This window comes from Cupriavidus pauculus (assembly GCF_002858765.1).
In the GTDB taxonomy this organism is placed as follows: domain Bacteria; phylum Pseudomonadota; class Gammaproteobacteria; order Burkholderiales; family Burkholderiaceae; genus Cupriavidus; species Cupriavidus pauculus_B.
In genome coordinates, this window is sequence record NZ_PJRP01000011.1 from 195,698 (window position 1) to 212,285 (window position 16,588).

Genomic DNA, 16,588 nt, shown 5'->3' on the forward strand with positions numbered 1-16,588 from the left:
ATCTCACTCCGCTTGCAGGTTGACTTCCTTGGCCAGGCGTTGCCAGAACTCAAAATCCTTCTTCACCTGGACGTTGAATTCGTCCACCGACTGGGCGACTGGCGTGGCGGCCTGCTCGGCCAGGATTTCCTTCATTTCCGGCGCCATCACGATGTCGTGCACCTCCTTCTGCATGCGCTCCAGCGCTGCCTTGGGCGTCTTCGCCGGGGCATAGAGGCTGTAGGACGTGTAGACCTCGAAGTCCTTCATGCCGGATTCGATCATGGTCGGTACGTTGGGCAGGGCGGGGGAGCGCTGCGCGCCGGTCACCGCCAGTGGGCGCAGCTTGCCGGACGTAATGAATGGCTTGGCGGTCAGCACGCTGGTGACGCCAACGGTGGTCACGCCGCCAATCACGTCGGTCATCAGCGGTGCGCCACCCTTGTAGGCCACGTTGACCATGTCCAGGTGCTGATATTTGTTGTACATCTCGCCCACCAGCTTGGTCATGTTCTCGGAGCTCCCGTAGGAATACTTGTCGGGCTTCGCCTTGACATGCCTGGCGAATTCCACCGCGTTCGTGGCCGGGAACGTGCTCTGCGTGACGAACACCAGCGGCGACTTGCACACCATCGTGACGCCGATCAGGTCGGTGAACGTGTCGTACGGCATCTTCTTGTACAGGATCGGGTTCAGCAGATGCGTGTTCACCACCAGCACGTAGGTGTGGCCGTCAGGCGCCGACTTGGCGACGAAATCTGTGCCGATGATGCCGTTGGCGCCCGGGCGGTTGTCCACCATCACCGGCTGCTTGAGCCGCGGTGTCAGTCGCTCCGCCAGGCGGCGGGCCACGATGTCGGTGCCACCGCCTGCCGAGTACGGCACGACGATCCGCACCGGCTTGTCTGGAAATTCGGCTCGGGCGGGCACGGCTAGCACCGCCAGTCCAAGAGCCATCAGCGTGAGTGTCTGTGGGGCGAACATGCGTTTGTCTCCTCTTTCCTGCGACGTAAAAACGTCCAGCTCTGCGGCCGGACCGGAATCGTCGTGTCCGTATTTATTCTTTTGTCCGGACAAATCGTGATACAAGCATAGGAAGCCGGTCCTGCGCTCGCAAGGCAACCGGGCTCGGTGCTTTCCCTAGGGCGCCTCCCTGTCGTGATTTCTGCGGGAAAACACTGAGTTTGCATACGAATGCAAGAAAACTAATCTGCATACGTATGCACAACCCCACACGGAACTTCCCATGATTCGTTACCTCAAGCGTGGCCGCGACGTTCAGGCGCGCGCCGACGACGACACCGCCGTTCGCCACACCGTTGAAGGCATCATCCGCGACATCGAGACGCGCGGCGATGCCGCCGTGCGCGAGTACAGCAAGAAGTTCGATAACTGGGAGCCGCAGGACTTCCGTCTGTCGGACGCCGCGATCGAACGCGCGATGAAGAGCCTGTCGGCACGCGAACTGGAAGACATCCGGTTTGCCCAGGCCCAGGTCCGCAACTTTGCCCAGATCCAGCGCGACTCCATGCTGGACGTGGAAGTCGAAACCCGGCCCGGCGTGTTCCTCGGCCACCGCCACGTGCCGATCAACGCCGTCGGCTGCTACATCCCGGGGGGCAAGTATCCGCTGCTGGCCTCGGCGCACATGAGCGTGCTGACGGCGAAGGTGGCCGGGGTCAAGCGGGTGGTCGCGACAGCGCCGCCGTTCCACGGCGAGCCGCATCCCGCCATCGTGGCAGCCATGCACATGGCCGGCGCAGACGAGATTCTGGTACTGGGCGGCGTGCAGGCCGTGGTGGCGATGGCGGTCGGGACGTCCAGCATCGCGCCCGTGGACATGCTGGTCGGCCCGGGCAACATGTTTGTGGCCGAGGCCAAACGCCAGTTGTTTGGCCGCGTTGGCATCGACCTGTTCGCGGGTCCCACCGAGACGCTGGTGATTGCCGATGACTCGGTCGACGGCGAAATCTGCGCGGTCGACCTGCTGGGCCAGGCCGAGCACGGCCTGACCTCGCCGGCCGTGTTGCTCACGGATAGCGAAGCGCTCGCGCACGCCACGATGGCGGAGATCGAGCGGCAGCTCAAGATCCTCCCCACGGCGCAGATCGCCGCGAAGGCCTGGGCCGATTTTGGTGAGGTGATCGTCTGCGATTCGCGCGAGGAGATGCTCCAGAAGGCTGACGAAATCGCTTCCGAGCACGTGCAGGTGATGACCCGCGATCCGGACTGGTTCTTGAACAACATGACGAACTACGGCGCACTGTTCCTGGGGCCGCGCACCAACGTGGCCTATGGCGACAAGGTGATCGGCACCAACCACACCCTGCCGACCAACAAGGCCGCGCGCTACACCGGCGGGCTGTGGGTCGGCAAGTTTTTGAAGACCTGTACGTTCCAGCGCGTGACCACGGACGCCGCCAGCGCGGAAATCGGCGAATACTGCTCGCGCCTGTGCCACATGGAGAACTTTGCCGGCCATGGCGAGCAGGCCAATATCCGCGTGCGCCGCTATGGCAACCGTCCGGACGTGCCGTGGTACGAGCCGGTGCCGGAGCTGCAGCCGTGACATCGGTGACACCCGTGACGCCAGTGCCCCCCGTGACGTCACTGCAGGCGTTTGGCGGCTTTCGCCTGGACGGTAAGCGTGCACTCGTCACGGGTGGCGGCCGCGGTCTGGGGCTCGCGGCGGGTGTGGCACTGGCGCAGGCCGGTGCCGAGGTGACCCTCGCCGCCCGATCCGGTGCCGAACTGGAGGCCGCCTGTGCCGCAATCCGCGGGCAGGGCGCAAGCGCCGACTTCCTGGTGCTTGACGTGACCGATCCGGTAGCGGTCCAGCACGCGATCGGCAGCCGCCCGCCGTTTCAGATCCTGGTCAACAACGCGGGGATGAACCGGCCGAAGCTGCTGACCGACACCGCCGACGAAGACATTGATGCGGTCTTTGCGCTCAACGTGAAGGCCACCTTCTATGTGTCGCGCGAGGTCGCGCGCAGCCTGCAGGCGGCGGGTTTGCCGGGATCGATCATCAATGTCTCGTCGCAGATGGGGCATGTGGGCAGCCCGCGGCGCACGCTGTACTGTGCCAGCAAGCATGCAGTGGAAGGCATGAGCAAGGCGCTGGCCTGGGAGCTTGGCCCGGCGGGCATCCGGGTCAATACGCTGTGTCCGACCTTTATCGAAACGACGCTCACCGCGCCGATGTTCGAGGACCCGTCTTTCCGCCGCTTCGTGCTCGACAAGATCGCGCTGGGCCGACTGGGCCGGATCGACGAGGTAATGGGCCCGGTGGTGTTCCTCGCCAGCGACGCTTCCAGCCTGATGACGGGCAGCGCGCTGATGCTCGACGGCGGGTGGACGGCAGCATGAAGAAGGTCACCGCCCACGATGTAGCCCGCCTGGCGGAAGTCTCGCAGTCCGCTGTCAGCCGCACATTCACGCCCGGCGCCAGCGTGGCGCCGGAAACACGCGAACGCATCGAGACGGCGGCGCGCAAGCTGGGCTACCGGCCGAACGCCATCGCGCGCAGCCTGATCACGCGTCGCAGCCGCATCATCGGGCTGGTGATGAGCTATCTGGAAAACCAGTTCTATCCGGTGGTCATCGAGCGGCTGTGTCAGGCACTGCAGCAGGACGGCTATCACGTGCTGCTGTTCATCAGCCAGACGGAAGAGGCCGACGACGTGTTGACGGACATCCTGCAGTACCAGGTCGATGGCATCGTCATGGCGTCTACAACGCTGTCGTCGGCGCTGGCCAACGACTGCATCAACGCCGGGATTCCCGTGGTGCTGTTCAATCGCGTGGCGCAGATGGGCGCCATGGGCGCTTATTCCACCAGTTCGGTGACCTCACAGAATCGGGAAGGCGGGCGCATGGTCGGCGACATGCTGGTGCGCAGCGGCCACCGCCGCATCGCTTGGCTGGCCGGCGCGGAGAACGCGTCAACCAGCCGCGACCGGGAAGCCGGGCTGCGCGACGCGCTGGCTGCGGCAGGCCTGCCGCTACACGCCCGCGCGGTTGGCCATTACGACTTTGGCGAAGCGCGGCGCGCCGTGCTCGCGTTGTTTCAACACCCCGAAAACCGGCCGGATGCGCTCTTCGCCGCCAACGATCACATGGCTATCGCGGCACTGGAAACCCTGCGTGTCGAACTGGGCATGCAGGTGCCGCGTGATGTGTCCGTGGTGGGCTTCGACAACGTGCCGCAGGCCGCATGGCCGTCGTTTGATCTGACGACCGTACAGCAGGATATCGAAAAGATGGTGGATGCCACGCGCACCTTGCTGTTCGACCAGATCGGCGGTCAGGTCATGGCACGCAGCGTCGATGTGCCGTGCGTGCTTGTCGAACGCGGCACCGTGCGCGTACGCGACGCCATCGCTGGCGCGCCAGCTACCAGGAAACGCAAGACAACATGATCGACACACTTGATATCGAGGCGCTCTGCGCCGGTCGCCATGTCGCCATCGTAGGCGCCGGGTTGGTAGGCGCAGGATGGGCGATTGTGTTCGCCCGTGCCGGTCTGAACGTCAGGATGTTCGACGCCAACGCCGACATCACGCGCCGCGCGGTGCCGCTCATCGAAGCGCAACTGGAAGGCTTGCGCCGGCACGGACTGATCGACGAGGCCCCGGCGACCGTGCTGTCCCGCATCACGCCCGTTGCTACGCTGCCCGAGGCCGTGGACGGCGCAGCCTATGTGCAGGAGTCGGTGCTCGAACGCGTCGACGTAAAGCGGCAACTGATGGTGGAACTCGATGCGCTGGCTGCGCCCGATACGGTCGTGGGCAGTTCCACGTCCGGTATCCCCGGCTCCGCCTTCGCGTTGGGGCTGTCGATCTCGCCGCGCGTGCTGATCGCGCATCCGGTGAACCCGCCGTACCTGGTGCCGGTGGTTGAGCTGGTGCCGTCGCCGGAGACGGCAGCGCGCACCGTCGAATTCGCTGACGCATTGATGCGGGGCGTCGGTCAGGTCGTGGTCCATGTCCGCAAGGAAGTGGAGGGCTTCGTCCTGAACCGGCTGCAGGCCGTGCTGCTGCGAGAAGCCTGGGCGCTGGTGGAAGAAGGCGTTGCCAGTTGCGAGGACGTCGACAAGACCATCCGCGACGGCCTGGGCTGGCGCTGGTCGTTTATGGGGCCGTTCGAGACCATCGACCTGAATGCGCCCGGCGGGGTGGCCGACTATGCGGTGCGGCTGGGCCCGCTGTACCAGCGCATAGCGCAGTCGCGCGGGCATGACGCGCCGTGGGACGTGGACCTGATTCGGCAGGTGGAGTCGCATCGCCGCGAGCGCCTGTCACAGGCCGACCTCGAAGCCCGGCGGGCCTGGCGAGACGAGCGTCTGATGGAATTTGCCGCCAGCCGTCTCGCCCAAGCGCCGCCGGTTTGAATCGCCCCTGTTTGAAGTTCAACTGAAGATCGTCATAAGAAGAGGCACGCCGATGCCTTCCCCCTTTCCGCCCCCCAGCAAGATCGGAGACACATTACCGTGAAACAGCCTCTCACCCCGTCCGCACACACTCGCCGTCGCCTGCTGGGCGCAACACTGGCGCTGGCCGCATGTATCACGCCTGCTGCACACGCACAGGGCGACTATCCCAGCAAACCAATTCGGCTGATCGTGCCGTTCGCCAATGCGGGCGTGACCGATACGAGTGCCCGCATCGTGGCCGAGAAGCTCGGCCAGCAACTTGGGCAACAGATCGTCGTGGACAACAAGCCCGGCGCGGGCGGCAATATCGGCACGCAGATGGTGGCCAAGGCCGAGCCCGACGGCTACACCCTGCTGCTCGGCTACGACGGCACGCTGGTGATCAACCCCAACGTCTATGCGAAGGTACCGTTCGATCCGGTCAAGGATTTCGTGCCGATCGGCAAGATCGGAGACGCCGTGCTGCTGATCGCCGCCAATCCGAAGCTGGGCATCAAGACCGTAGCCGACCTGCAGCACTACGCGAAGACGGTGGCAGGGGGCATGTCCTACGGTAGCGCGGGCAATGGCAGTACGACCCACCTTGCCGGCGAGATGTTCCACCAGCGCACGGGGATCCCGATGACGCATGTGCCATACAAAGGCGGCGGTCAGGCTCTCCTGGACGTGGTGGGCGGCACGCTGCCTGTGACGTTTGCGGCGGTGACCGGCGCCATGCCGTTCGTCAAGAGCGGCCAGGTCGACGCGGTGGTGGTGACGTCGCGCCAGCGTGCGCCGTCGCTACCGAACGTCCCGACGCTGATCGAAACCGGCATGAAGGATTTCGAGATCAACTCGTGGGTCGGCCTGATGGCGCCAGCCGGCACGCCCAAACCGATCGTCGACAAGCTCAGCGTCGCGTTGCAGAAGGTGCTGAACGACCCGGCCATGCGCGAGCGTCTGGCGTCTCTGGGCATCGTCGCCACACCGGGCACGCCCGACGCCTACGGGCGCGAAATTGTGCGCGACCTGGCCAAGAACAAGACCATCGTCAAGGCCGCCAATATCAAGCTGGATTGAGCGCTGGTGCTGCGCGGGCGAGATGCCTTGCGCCGCACAGCGGACCTACGACAGAAGTAGCCCCATATCATGACAACCCTATTCGACAAGATCTGGGCGGCCCACGTGGTCGCCCGTAACGATGCCGGCGAGGACCTGATCTATATCGACCGGCACCTGGTGCAGGAGGTATCGAGTCCACAAGCGTTTGCCAGCATGGCTGAATCCGGCCACGTGTTGCGCTCGGCGCCGCGTCATATCGCGGTACAGGATCACAACGTGCCCACCACGGCCGACCGGCTGACGCACATCCCCAACGCGGAAAGCCGCGAGCAGATCGCCACACTGCGGCGCAACACGCAGGCCACCGGCATGCGGCTGTTTGACCTGGACCATCCGTTGCAGGGGATCGTCCATGTCATCGCCCCCGAGCTTGGCTACGTGCTGCCCGGCAGCACCGTGGTCTGCGGCGATTCCCACAGTGCCACGCTCGGCGCCGTGGGCGCGCTGGCATGGGGTATCGGCACCTCGGAAGTAGCGCACGTCATGAGCACCCAGAGCCTGTGGATGCGCAAGCCGCGCACGATGGGCATCGCCATTTCTGGCGCGCTGGCCCGGGGCGTCTACGCCAAGGACCTGGCGCTGGCCATCATCCGGCATATTGGTACAAGTGGTGGCAACGGGTTTGGCGTCGAGTACTTCGGACCGACGGTGCAGGCGTTGTCAATGGAGGCACGGCTGACCCTATGCAACATGACCATCGAGGCGGGCTCGCGCTTCGGCCTGATTGCACCGGACGCGACCACCCTGGCGTACTTGCGCGACCGTGTGCAGGGTGCCGCCCGTGAGCATTTCGAGCAAGCGGCGCAGGCCTGGGGCGCGCTGAGCACCGACGACACGGCCGAGTTCGACCGCAGCGTGGCATTCGATGCGGCCACGGTGGCGCCGCTCGTGACGTGGGGCACGACCCCTGCCGATAGCGCCGGGTTCTCGGGCAGGGTGGGGGATGGCGCCAGGTTGGAAGAGGCCGCCGAGCGTAACCGGCTGGAAGAGAACCTTGCCTACATGGGGCTGGAAATCGGCCAGGCCTTGTCCTCGGTACCCATCGACGTGGCTTTCATCGGCTCGTGCACCAACGGCAGGCTGGAAGACCTGCGCGCGGCCGCCGAGGTCGTGCGCGGTCGCCGCGTGGCCTCGAACGTGCGCGCCCTGGTGGTGCCCGGTTCGGGCAGCGTCAAGCGTGCTGCCGAGGCAGAGGGCCTCGCCCAGGTGTTTGTCGACGCGGGGTTTGAGTGGCGCGAGTCGGGCTGCTCGATGTGCATCGGCATGAATGGGGACAGTCTGGCGCCGGGTGAACGCTGCGCCTCCACCTCCAACCGCAATTTCGAGAACCGGCAGGGGCAGGGCGGCCGTACCCACCTGATGAGCCCGGCCGCAGTCGCGGCCTCCGCCCTGCAGGGGCGTCTGACCGATCCCCGGGAGTACCTGGCATGAAAGCCGTCATTGCAGAAGTCAAAGGCCGCGCCGCGGTCATGCAGCGCGACGACATCGATACCGATGCCATTTTTCCGGGACGTTTTTTGCGCCTGGTGCAACGCAGCGGCATGGGGGCACATCTGTTTGCCGACTGGCTCGCAGAAGGCCGGCCCGAGGTGGCGTTTATGGCCCAGCCGACGCCGCCACGCATGCTGGTGGCCTTGCAGAACTTCGGCTGCGGCTCGTCGCGCGAACACGCGGTATGGGCCTTGTCGGACTACGGCGTGAAGGCGGTGGTAGCGTTGTCGTTCGGCGACATCTTTCGCAACAACTGCGTGAAGAACGGCGTGGTCGCGGCCACCGTTACGACGGCCGATCATGCGCGGTTGCTGGAAGCGTTGGCCGGGTCACCGGACGCGCCGCTGCACCTGACTGTTGCCGAGCGCACGCTGGGCCTGCCAGACGGCGGTGTCATCCCCGTCATGCTTGCAGACGGCCACGCGGAACAATTGCTCTCCGCCGAGGACGAGGTCGACCGCACATTGCGGCACGACTCGGCACTGCGCGCCTATGAGGTACGCGTGCAGCGCGATCAGCCATGGCTGGCGTCGATGGACTGAGACCCGATTCCTTTACTGATTCGCTCACCGATTCCCTTACCGATTTCCTGCTGACTGGAGCCGCCATGGCCAATCCCATTCTTCGACAAAAGCTTGCCGCCGGTGAATTCATCGTCATTCCCGGCGTACAAGACATGATCGCCACCGTCATGACCACCAAGGTCGGCTTCGACGTCATCTACGGCTCCGGGTACTGGCTTACCGCCTCCAGCCTGGGCTTGCCCGATGCTGGCATCGCGACCTACACCCAGATGGTCGACCGGATGCGCACCATCACCCGCACCTCAAAGGCAGCCTTGATTGCCGACGCAGACACAGGCTATGGCGGCCTGCTCAACGTGCACCACACCGTGCGCGGGTATGAAGAGGCGGGTGTCACGGCCATCCAGATCGAGGACCAGGAATTTCCGAAGAAGTGTGGCCACACGCCATACAAGCGCTGCGTGCCGATCGAAGACATGGTCGAGAAGATCAAGGTCGCGACGGAAGCGCGTCAGGACAAGGAGAATTTCCTGATCATCGCCCGCACCGACGCGCGCGCCAGCCTGGGTGTGGATGACGCCATGCGTCGCATGGAGGCCTACGCCAAGGCCGGTGCAGACATCCTGTTCTTCGAAGCGCCGCAGTCCGAGGAAGAGATGCGACGCGCCTGCGAAGCCTTTGACCTGCCGATGATGGCCAACATGGCCGATGGCGGCAAGACGCCCATCCTGCCCGCGCACGTGCTCAAGGAGATCGGCTTCTCCCTGGCGATCTTTCCGGCCATGACGAGCCTGGTGGCTGCGGCCGCGATGGAGAAATCGCTGCGCCATCTCAAAGAAGCCGGTACCAGCCTGTCGCCGGAGATCCCTATGGCCGACTTCAACGAGTTCTGTCGGCTGATCGGTTTCGAGGAAGTCTGGGATTTTGAGAAGCGCTGGGCGCGCTGAGATCCCGATGCCACTGCCCGGCGGTTTAGGTACCGTCCGGGCAAGGGCACTTGAATGGAAAACACTAGAAACTGAATGGAGGAGACCAACATGTCGATGACCCGCAACACTATCTGCCGCCGTCCACAGCTAGGTGTGCGCCTTCTGCCGACCGTGCTGGCAGCAGTCACGCTGGCGGTCCCCGCGTATGCTTTGGCCCAGGGGGCATGGAAGCCAGATCGCCCCGTCACCATCGTCGTACCTTACGTGCCGGGCGGTGGTACCGATGCTTCGGCGCGTGCGACGGCCAAGCTGCTGGGGGAACAGTGGGGGCAGCCGGTGCTAGTCGTGAACATGCCGGGGGCGGACGGGTTGATCGGCACGCGCAAGGTCGCCGAAGCAAGGCCCGATGGCTACACGTTGCTCCTGCAGACGCCGGCCATCGTGCTGACCAAGCACGCGCCTTCATTCACCGGCACGGACCCGCTGGCCAGCCTTGTTCCGATCACGAACATTGCCCAATCGCCTGGCGTGATCGTCGCGAACGGAAAATTCCCTGCGACATCGCTGCCTGAACTGATCAAGTACTGCAAGACGGCTGCGACGCCGTGCTCGATGGGCACGGGTGAAAACGTGGCCAAGCTCTTCGGTCAGCAGCTCAAAGCTGAAGCGCTGCCAAATCTAATTGTGGTGAACTACAAGGGTACCGCTGCCATCATCACCGATATGATCGCCAACAATGTGAATTTTGCCGTGACGGGGGTCGCCTCGGCCCTTCCGCACCAGAAGGCCGGTACGTTGAAGATCGTTGCCAATCAGGGCACACATCGCTTCAATGGTGCGCCCGACGTGCGCACAGTGGTAGAAACCGGTCTGCCGCAGTACGAATATACGACCTGGTTTGGTTTGTTCGCCCCAAAGGGGACGCCGCCGGCGATTACTCAAAGCATCTACGCGGCGGTGCGCGAGGCCATGCGCCATGCGGAGTTGCAGAAGGCAATTGCGTCGGCCGGCGCCGAGCCGCTCGTGAATACACCGGACGATTTCGCAGCCCAGGTACGTAAGGAAGATGAGCGTTTTACGGCTTTGGCGAAACGCTATCCGTTAAATTGATGCTTCTGGATTTCATTAGAATAAGTTGTCGTAAATATTGAGTTGCGCTTCGGGCGGGGACGCGGAGCGGGGGCCGAAGTATTTGAGCGCTCGTGAGCGCCGATGCATAAACGGGTCTAGGATCATCAGCGGAGAGTCCGATCTCGAGCCGTTGAACCTGCTCCGGCCCATACAAATGTCACAACCCCGCGCAGGTGCGGCAACGTAAATTGCGGCTACAAATCTGCAGGGCTCAACGTGGGTGTCGCTAACACCTATGCTTTCTGCCAGTCCGCGTAGAACATGTTCCGGCGAGCCGCAACATTATCAACTTAACGGAGTTCGAGTGTCCTGAATCACAGCTTCTACTCCATTTTAACGGGACCGGACACTAGCTGGTTTAAGACTGAATGACCAACTCTGGCAAAACTACTTCCCATTGATCTGTTCGCATGCCTTTCTTATAGGACACATCAGTTTGATCCAGCCGTCGAGTAATAATTGCATGCACGCTGGCGGTAATATGCTCACTGTGCGATGGCATTTGGCATTTGGCCGATAAGCGACCCACCACGACTCCACTCGTGTCGAGCAGCTCCCATCGTTGGTCGTTGCGCCGGACATGTAGTGGGCTGCCAGGCTGCAACGCCGCAACGGTAGCGTGAACTGCATTAGCTGCGTCATGACGCCCGCAAAATCCAAGATCGACTTCGGCCATCGTGAGACGTCGATACTGCCTTGACAGTTCTCGCACTGCCTCAGGTATGCGCGTTGGTGGGCGTTTCATGATACTGGTGCTGGCCATGTCAGCGACTAGCTGGTTTCCTTTCGACAAATTACACAGGATCAGCAGGCTCCTTGCTCGGGTCATGGCAACGTAGTAAAGACGGCGAGGTGCGTCGGCGTCTTCATTGCTGCTCAGTTTTTCCCAACCTCCGTCGAGCACAATGACATGGTCGAACTCCAAACCCTTCGATCGATGCGCAGTGAGCAATAGAAGGCCGTTCTGCCGGCGCCTGGCTTCCCGCCCCCATTCTGCCAGCCACTCCGTAAAATGCCCCCGAGGCATAGCCGCCCCGAGTGTTTCGAGTCCGTAGGTGTCTGCGGCTTCCCGCAGCATCGCCCACCAGGGACCTTCGGGCTGCAGGTCTAGCCAAGCAAAGATCTCTTCGCTGCTGATAAGTTTGGCGCCACCGCTACGCAGATACCCGAGTAACGACTGGGTTTCTCGTAGCTGCCAGAAGCTCGTCGCCTCTTCGTCGGCCATCTGGACAGGAATGCCAAGGTATTCGCAATATGCCCGGACCGGCTCTAGGTAGCGCCACTCGCGCGCGATCACTGCGCAAGTGCTCCATTTCCAATCTGGATTAAGCGTGGCAAGCCTTTCGAGTTCGGTCACGGCCAGCAGCGCTTGCTTTAGGTGGGACTCGCCCGTGGGCAGGACTTGAACGCGACCTCGAACCACCGGATCGACGGACTCCCACCATCCCCCTCCAGGCTGGCCGCGCCTTGCGCGATCAATTGCGATCGGCTGTGCTGATTTCATACGATCGGCAGAGACCGCAATGAGCGCATTGGTCGCCTCAATGATGTGAGCTGTCGATCGATAGTTCTCGATCAAAAATTGAGGCTTCGCCTGATAGTCATCCGCAAAACGTCGAATGAACTCCACCGAGGCTCCATCGAAACCGTAAATGTTCTGATCGTCATCGCCTACTGCGAAAAGCGTTAGCTTGCTGTCATCATCTTGCAGAGTGCGCCCCGCAAGGGCGGAAATCAGGCGATACTGTTCTGGCCCGATATCTTGATACTCATCGACCAAAATCCATCGAAAGCCAGCCAACAAACGCTGACGTTGTTCATCTGCGAGGTCTGCCTCTTCCGGGGGCAAGCTGCTGCCTTCGAGCAAGCCGATAGCTTGCTCGAGGACTTCCTTGAAATCGACTCCGTCGACCTTGTCTGCCTTACCAGCGAAGCTAACGCCAGCAAGCCGCATCGCTAGGGCGTGGCACGTCAGAATGGTGACACCTTTTGCGTCATCGCCGATGAGGTCAGCCAAGCGCTTGCGTATCTGCATGGCGGCATGACGGTTATAGGCGAGTGCGAGAATGCCTTGCGGATTTTCACGTCGGGCACGTATCAAGTAGGCAATGCGGTGCACCAGTACACGAGTCTTCCCTGAACCCGGCCCGGCAAGCACCAGCACATTGGTCTGTTCGCGATCGTCGGCCACGATCAGCCGCTGGGACGGACTCAATGTTTCAACGATCTTTTGCCAGGATTCTGGCGTAGTCTGCCTCGACAGCTCCTTTCCCCGGTGAGGTAACCAGTGCCCCAAGAACTCATCACGCGTCGACCGGAAGTAATCTCCGACCATTTGATGCGCCTCCTGCATGGCAAGCAGTCCCCGTTGGGCATACTCAGCCATGACATGGATTTGTGTAACTTGTTCCTCGTAATGCTGCTGGAGTGGCGTGAAGTCGGTCTTCTGGAAACCGCGCTTACCGTGCTCAAGACGGATCGTCATGGCCGGCCGGAAAACCGCTAGGCCCTTGTTGAGACGGATGATTTCCTGCTCATGCAACCATAACAATGCCCGGTCAAGCAACTTGGACGAGTCTTTCACCTGCGTACGAAGCGTAGCGTCGGCGTCGAGTGACGCCAACAATTTGCCAAGCGTCGTTTCAGCAAGTAAGTCCAATCCACGAGCGGTGGCCGGCAAGCAAGCAAGAAGATGATCGAGTATATGGCTGGCGGCAGTACGACGTAGTTCTGCAATTGACGCCAGTGTGTCCCAAGGACGAAGGAGATGGAGTTGGATACTTTCGGCGTCCAACCGTTTGACGCGTATGCTGCCACCCTCACGCCCCTCTGTCTGGCCGTCTTGGGCGATGCTGCGAACTAAGCGCCAGACTCGCTCGGGTAGCGCATTGGGATGGCCGTTATCCTTAAGTGCCTGTGCCGCGCGCCGCAAATGCAATGCCGTTGGTTCGCCCTTTCCTAGATCAGGAGCCGCCTCACGGAGCATTTGAATCAGCATCTGCTCCATCGACGCCGCCTCTTGGAGCCGCTTGATGGACGAGCGCTCCACCGCGGCATGCACAAATGCGGTGAGAGCGGTGTCATTGCTTGCGATACCCAAGCGTTCAAGATCGAATAACGCGGAACGAACCTTTTCAGCGGTCAGCCCGGCAATGCCCATGAGCTCGTCGGTAGAGATTCCTTCATCCGCATCGGCATCGAGTAATGCTTGAACTAGCTGTGTCAGCTTACGACGATAGTCTTCGGTCATCGATTGACCCGCCAACTTGGCGTTCGCTTCGTCGATAGACGAGATCCGTAAAGAAGACGGAAATATCTGAACCTGGTTTTCTTCTCGTAGGAGAAGCATTGCCTCTTCGAGCCAAGAGATAGCCGTCCGCACACGCGTGTCTTCGGTTGTAGTGTCACGCTCGAACTGTCCATGTTCATCTTCTGCGAGAATCTCTCCGGTGGTGGCAATAACCTCGCCCCCTAGTCGTTTTTTTCGATCCAGGTTCCGTAGCGCATACAGGATGGCCTGTATCTCGTTCCGAGTCAGCCGTGAGCGTGCCGACATGCCAAACTGTCGTTCGACGTCATCCACTGTATAAAGCAAAACGCACCGTGCTGGATTTCCGTCACGCCCCGCGCGGCCGGCTTCCTGCAGGTAGTTCTCCAACGAGCCCGGAATATCCGCGTGGACGACCAAGCGGACATCAGGTTTGTCGATCCCCATGCCGAACGCGTTGGTGGCCGTGATGACGCGTAAGTCGCCACGGATGAATCTCTCTTGGACGTTCTTCTTTGTTTCCGGAGGTAGTCCAGCATGAAAGTGGTCTGCGTTAACCTCTTTTGCACGGAGGAAGCTTGCTAGCTCCTCTGTCCGCTTTCGGGTCGAACAATAGATGATGGCTCCGTCTTGGCGATCTGGCGCCAGCTCTGGAATGATTACCTGTGAAATATGTTCATACTTTGCCTCAGGCGTCGTTGGAACGACCTCGAAATCAAGATTGTCGCGGTTTGCCCCGCCGTTAAACACCGTAAGTTGGATGCCGACTTTGTCGCGGAAGTGCGTGATGATGTCATCGACCACGTCCGGTTTTGCGGTTGCTGTTAGACAAAGTACAGCCGGAATTGACCCCTGGCCAGCGCGATCCTTAATGAAGCGGCCGACGTACCGATAGTCTGGTCGAAAATCGTGCCCCCATTTGGACAGGCAGTGTGCCTCGTCCAATACCCATGCACCAATCTCTCTCTGCGCCATGGCTTTTCGCAGGGCAGGGTTGCGTAACTGTTCCGGCGAAACGATCAGAATTCCGATATCGCCCATCCGCACCCGGTCCAGGACGTCTGCTCGCTCCGGCATCGAAAGCATGCCGTTAAGCGCGGCGCAGCAGGTGATCCCTTTGGCTTCCATTCCGGAAACTTGGTCGGCCATCAAGGCGACCAAGGGTGAAATGACCACAGTCAGGGCACCGGTCTTGTCAAATCGCGAAAGCGCTGGAACTTGATAACAGACAGATTTCCCAGTGCCAGTCGGCAGAATGCCAAGCACATGATCGCCTCGCATTGCCGCCGCGACAATGCTTCGCTGTAATGAATGGCCGTTTTCGTCGGTAGGTTGAGGGCGGAATCCGGGGATCGCGGGAAACCAGCGCGCTAGCTCTTTGTCCGGATTGTGCCGGTCGCTGCACCAAGCACAGTCCGATGCATCGCACGGAGAATCTCTGAGCCGCTTGATAAGGTCACCCGTTTGGGGAAATTGATGCCGTACCCACGGCGGCATCACGGAGTTGCCACCTGAGACGGATAACCAGGCGAGTGCGTAGGCCAAACTCCATCCATTGCGTGCGGCCTCAGCCAGAATTTTTCTACGTTGTGTGAGACACGTGTGCTTCTCAAGGAGGCGATCGATGGCCGCTACTGCCTCTTCGTCGGTGGGGCGAAGCGCGCTGCGTATCGATGAGAAGAACGCATTCAGACCTGACCTAGGTTCATCGACAGTCGTAAGCCAATGCCAGGCGATCAAATAATCAGGTTGGGAGGCGTTCAACTGCTGCATTGCTAGGTGCTGGTCGCCAAACACTTCGAGCGTCAGTCGGGCGTCTAATTCAGGATTGTTGAGACGACCACGCCGTAGTTGACCATCCTGATAGTGCTTCACCAGGTGGTGATAAGGGTTGCGTGGAAACGCTAGCGGGTTGAGCCGCAACGTGTCGACAGCAGGTATTCCTAATAACTGCATCCCCGGGTTTGCTGCGGCCAGATGAGGCAAGTCAAACGCAATGAGGTTATGGCCGAGTACAAACGCCGCCCTTTGCGAAAACACATCCAGCGCCTCTAGCGCCTTGTACAAGTCACCTCGATGATGGACAAGTGCCTCGCCCGTGTCTCCTCGAACGGCTGCAAACTGATGGATGCGTGAGTCCGTGACTCCTACCTCAAGATCGATCGACACGCATTTCGGTGAAAAGCTGCCTCGCCGTTCAGTTCTCACTTCCTCGTCAGCCATTGACCCTTGTTTCCCAATGTTCGTTATTTACCGTGGTCTGAAAATAGAGTGCGTCTGCCATCGCGGACCTACGCGTAACTCGGAAGCACGATGCATTTTAGTTGAATACGCCCCCCGTAGAGTCCATCCCGTTTGGGGAATGTGATATCAACGCCGCTTCCCTCCGGCCGTGACGACGCAATGTCTCGTTGATAGAACATGGTCTTAGGTCAATGTAGGCAGGTGTTGCCAAGGTGATGTGAGTATGGCCAATTCGCTCCCATGGAAAAACCGCGTTGTCGGATGTTGAACGAATCGGGTAATGCTGTTGATAACACGTTGAAACAGCTTGAGGACTTGGAGGCGTGCCGACGCGAACGTAAATGCTCAGGGGGCAGAACGCCAATCTTTGGTCGTGAAGTCCATCCCACTTACGTCGGGTTCAGGCGGCATGGTAGTTTGGCGATATTGCGGGCGAAGCGCTGGCCTGTATCGATGCTTTGCTCCGTAATACGGAAAATGGAGCGTC

11 protein-coding genes are annotated in these 16,588 nt (G+C 61.2%); 9 read left to right on the forward strand and 2 right to left on the reverse strand.

Features of this window, described 5'->3' with window-relative positions; genetic code table 11:
• Positions 1–3: 3 nt before the first annotated feature.
• Positions 4–963, reverse strand: a complete 960-nt coding sequence (locus tag CYJ10_RS21915) for a tripartite tricarboxylate transporter substrate binding protein (RefSeq protein WP_101683553.1) — start codon at positions 961–963, stop codon at positions 4–6.
• Positions 964–1,225: 262 nt separating this feature from the next.
• Here CYJ10_RS21915 and hisD point away from each other — a divergent pair, with 262 nt between their 5' ends.
• From hisD to CYJ10_RS21960, 9 genes are all read left to right on the forward strand, one after another.
• Positions 1,226–2,548 carry a histidinol dehydrogenase gene (gene hisD / locus CYJ10_RS21920; RefSeq protein WP_101683554.1) on the forward strand — a complete coding sequence of 441 codons (1,323 nt, stop codon included), beginning with the start codon at positions 1,226–1,228 and terminating at the stop codon, positions 2,546–2,548.
• Positions 2,549–2,562: 14 nt separating this feature from the next.
• Complete coding sequence (locus tag CYJ10_RS21925) at positions 2,563–3,348, forward strand: SDR family NAD(P)-dependent oxidoreductase (protein ID WP_308302993.1); 786 nt, start codon at positions 2,563–2,565, stop codon at positions 3,346–3,348.
• The gene (locus CYJ10_RS21930; RefSeq protein ID WP_101683555.1) at positions 3,345–4,400 is read left to right on the forward strand and encodes a LacI family DNA-binding transcriptional regulator; all 1,056 of its coding nucleotides are present in this window, start codon (positions 3,345–3,347) and stop codon (positions 4,398–4,400) included. Before CYJ10_RS21925 ends, CYJ10_RS21930 begins: the two co-directional genes overlap by 4 nt.
• Positions 4,397–5,371, forward strand: a complete 975-nt coding sequence (locus tag CYJ10_RS21935) for a 3-hydroxyacyl-CoA dehydrogenase (RefSeq protein ID WP_101683556.1) — start codon at positions 4,397–4,399, stop codon at positions 5,369–5,371. Before CYJ10_RS21930 ends, CYJ10_RS21935 begins: the two co-directional genes overlap by 4 nt.
• Before the next feature lie 93 nt (positions 5,372–5,464).
• Positions 5,465–6,472, forward strand: coding sequence for a Bug family tripartite tricarboxylate transporter substrate binding protein (locus tag CYJ10_RS21940; RefSeq protein WP_374703293.1), 1,008 nt, complete (start codon positions 5,465–5,467; stop codon positions 6,470–6,472).
• Positions 6,473–6,541: 69 nt separating this feature from the next.
• Positions 6,542–7,945: a 3-isopropylmalate dehydratase large subunit gene (gene leuC, locus CYJ10_RS21945; protein ID WP_101683557.1), complete on the forward strand. Its 1,404-nt coding sequence runs from the start codon at positions 6,542–6,544 to the stop codon at positions 7,943–7,945.
• The gene (gene leuD / locus CYJ10_RS21950) at positions 7,942–8,547 is read left to right on the forward strand and encodes a 3-isopropylmalate dehydratase small subunit (protein WP_101683558.1); all 606 of its coding nucleotides are present in this window, start codon (positions 7,942–7,944) and stop codon (positions 8,545–8,547) included. The genes leuC and leuD overlap by 4 nt, the downstream gene beginning before the upstream one ends.
• 65 nt (positions 8,548–8,612) lie before the next feature.
• Positions 8,613–9,476, forward strand: coding sequence for an isocitrate lyase/PEP mutase family protein (locus CYJ10_RS21955; protein ID WP_101683559.1), 864 nt, complete (start codon positions 8,613–8,615; stop codon positions 9,474–9,476).
• A gap of 90 nt (positions 9,477–9,566) precedes the next feature.
• A complete protein-coding gene (locus CYJ10_RS21960) occupies positions 9,567–10,568 on the forward strand; it encodes a Bug family tripartite tricarboxylate transporter substrate binding protein (protein ID WP_101683596.1) in 1,002 nt (333 codons plus the stop codon).
• Between the two features lie 379 nt (positions 10,569–10,947).
• On the opposite strand, the gene CYJ10_RS21965 is transcribed toward CYJ10_RS21960, so the two are convergent.
• Positions 10,948–16,080: a RecQ family ATP-dependent DNA helicase gene (locus CYJ10_RS21965; RefSeq protein ID WP_101683560.1), complete on the reverse strand. Its 5,133-nt coding sequence runs from the start codon at positions 16,078–16,080 to the stop codon at positions 10,948–10,950.
• Positions 16,081–16,588: the final 508 nt, after the last annotated feature.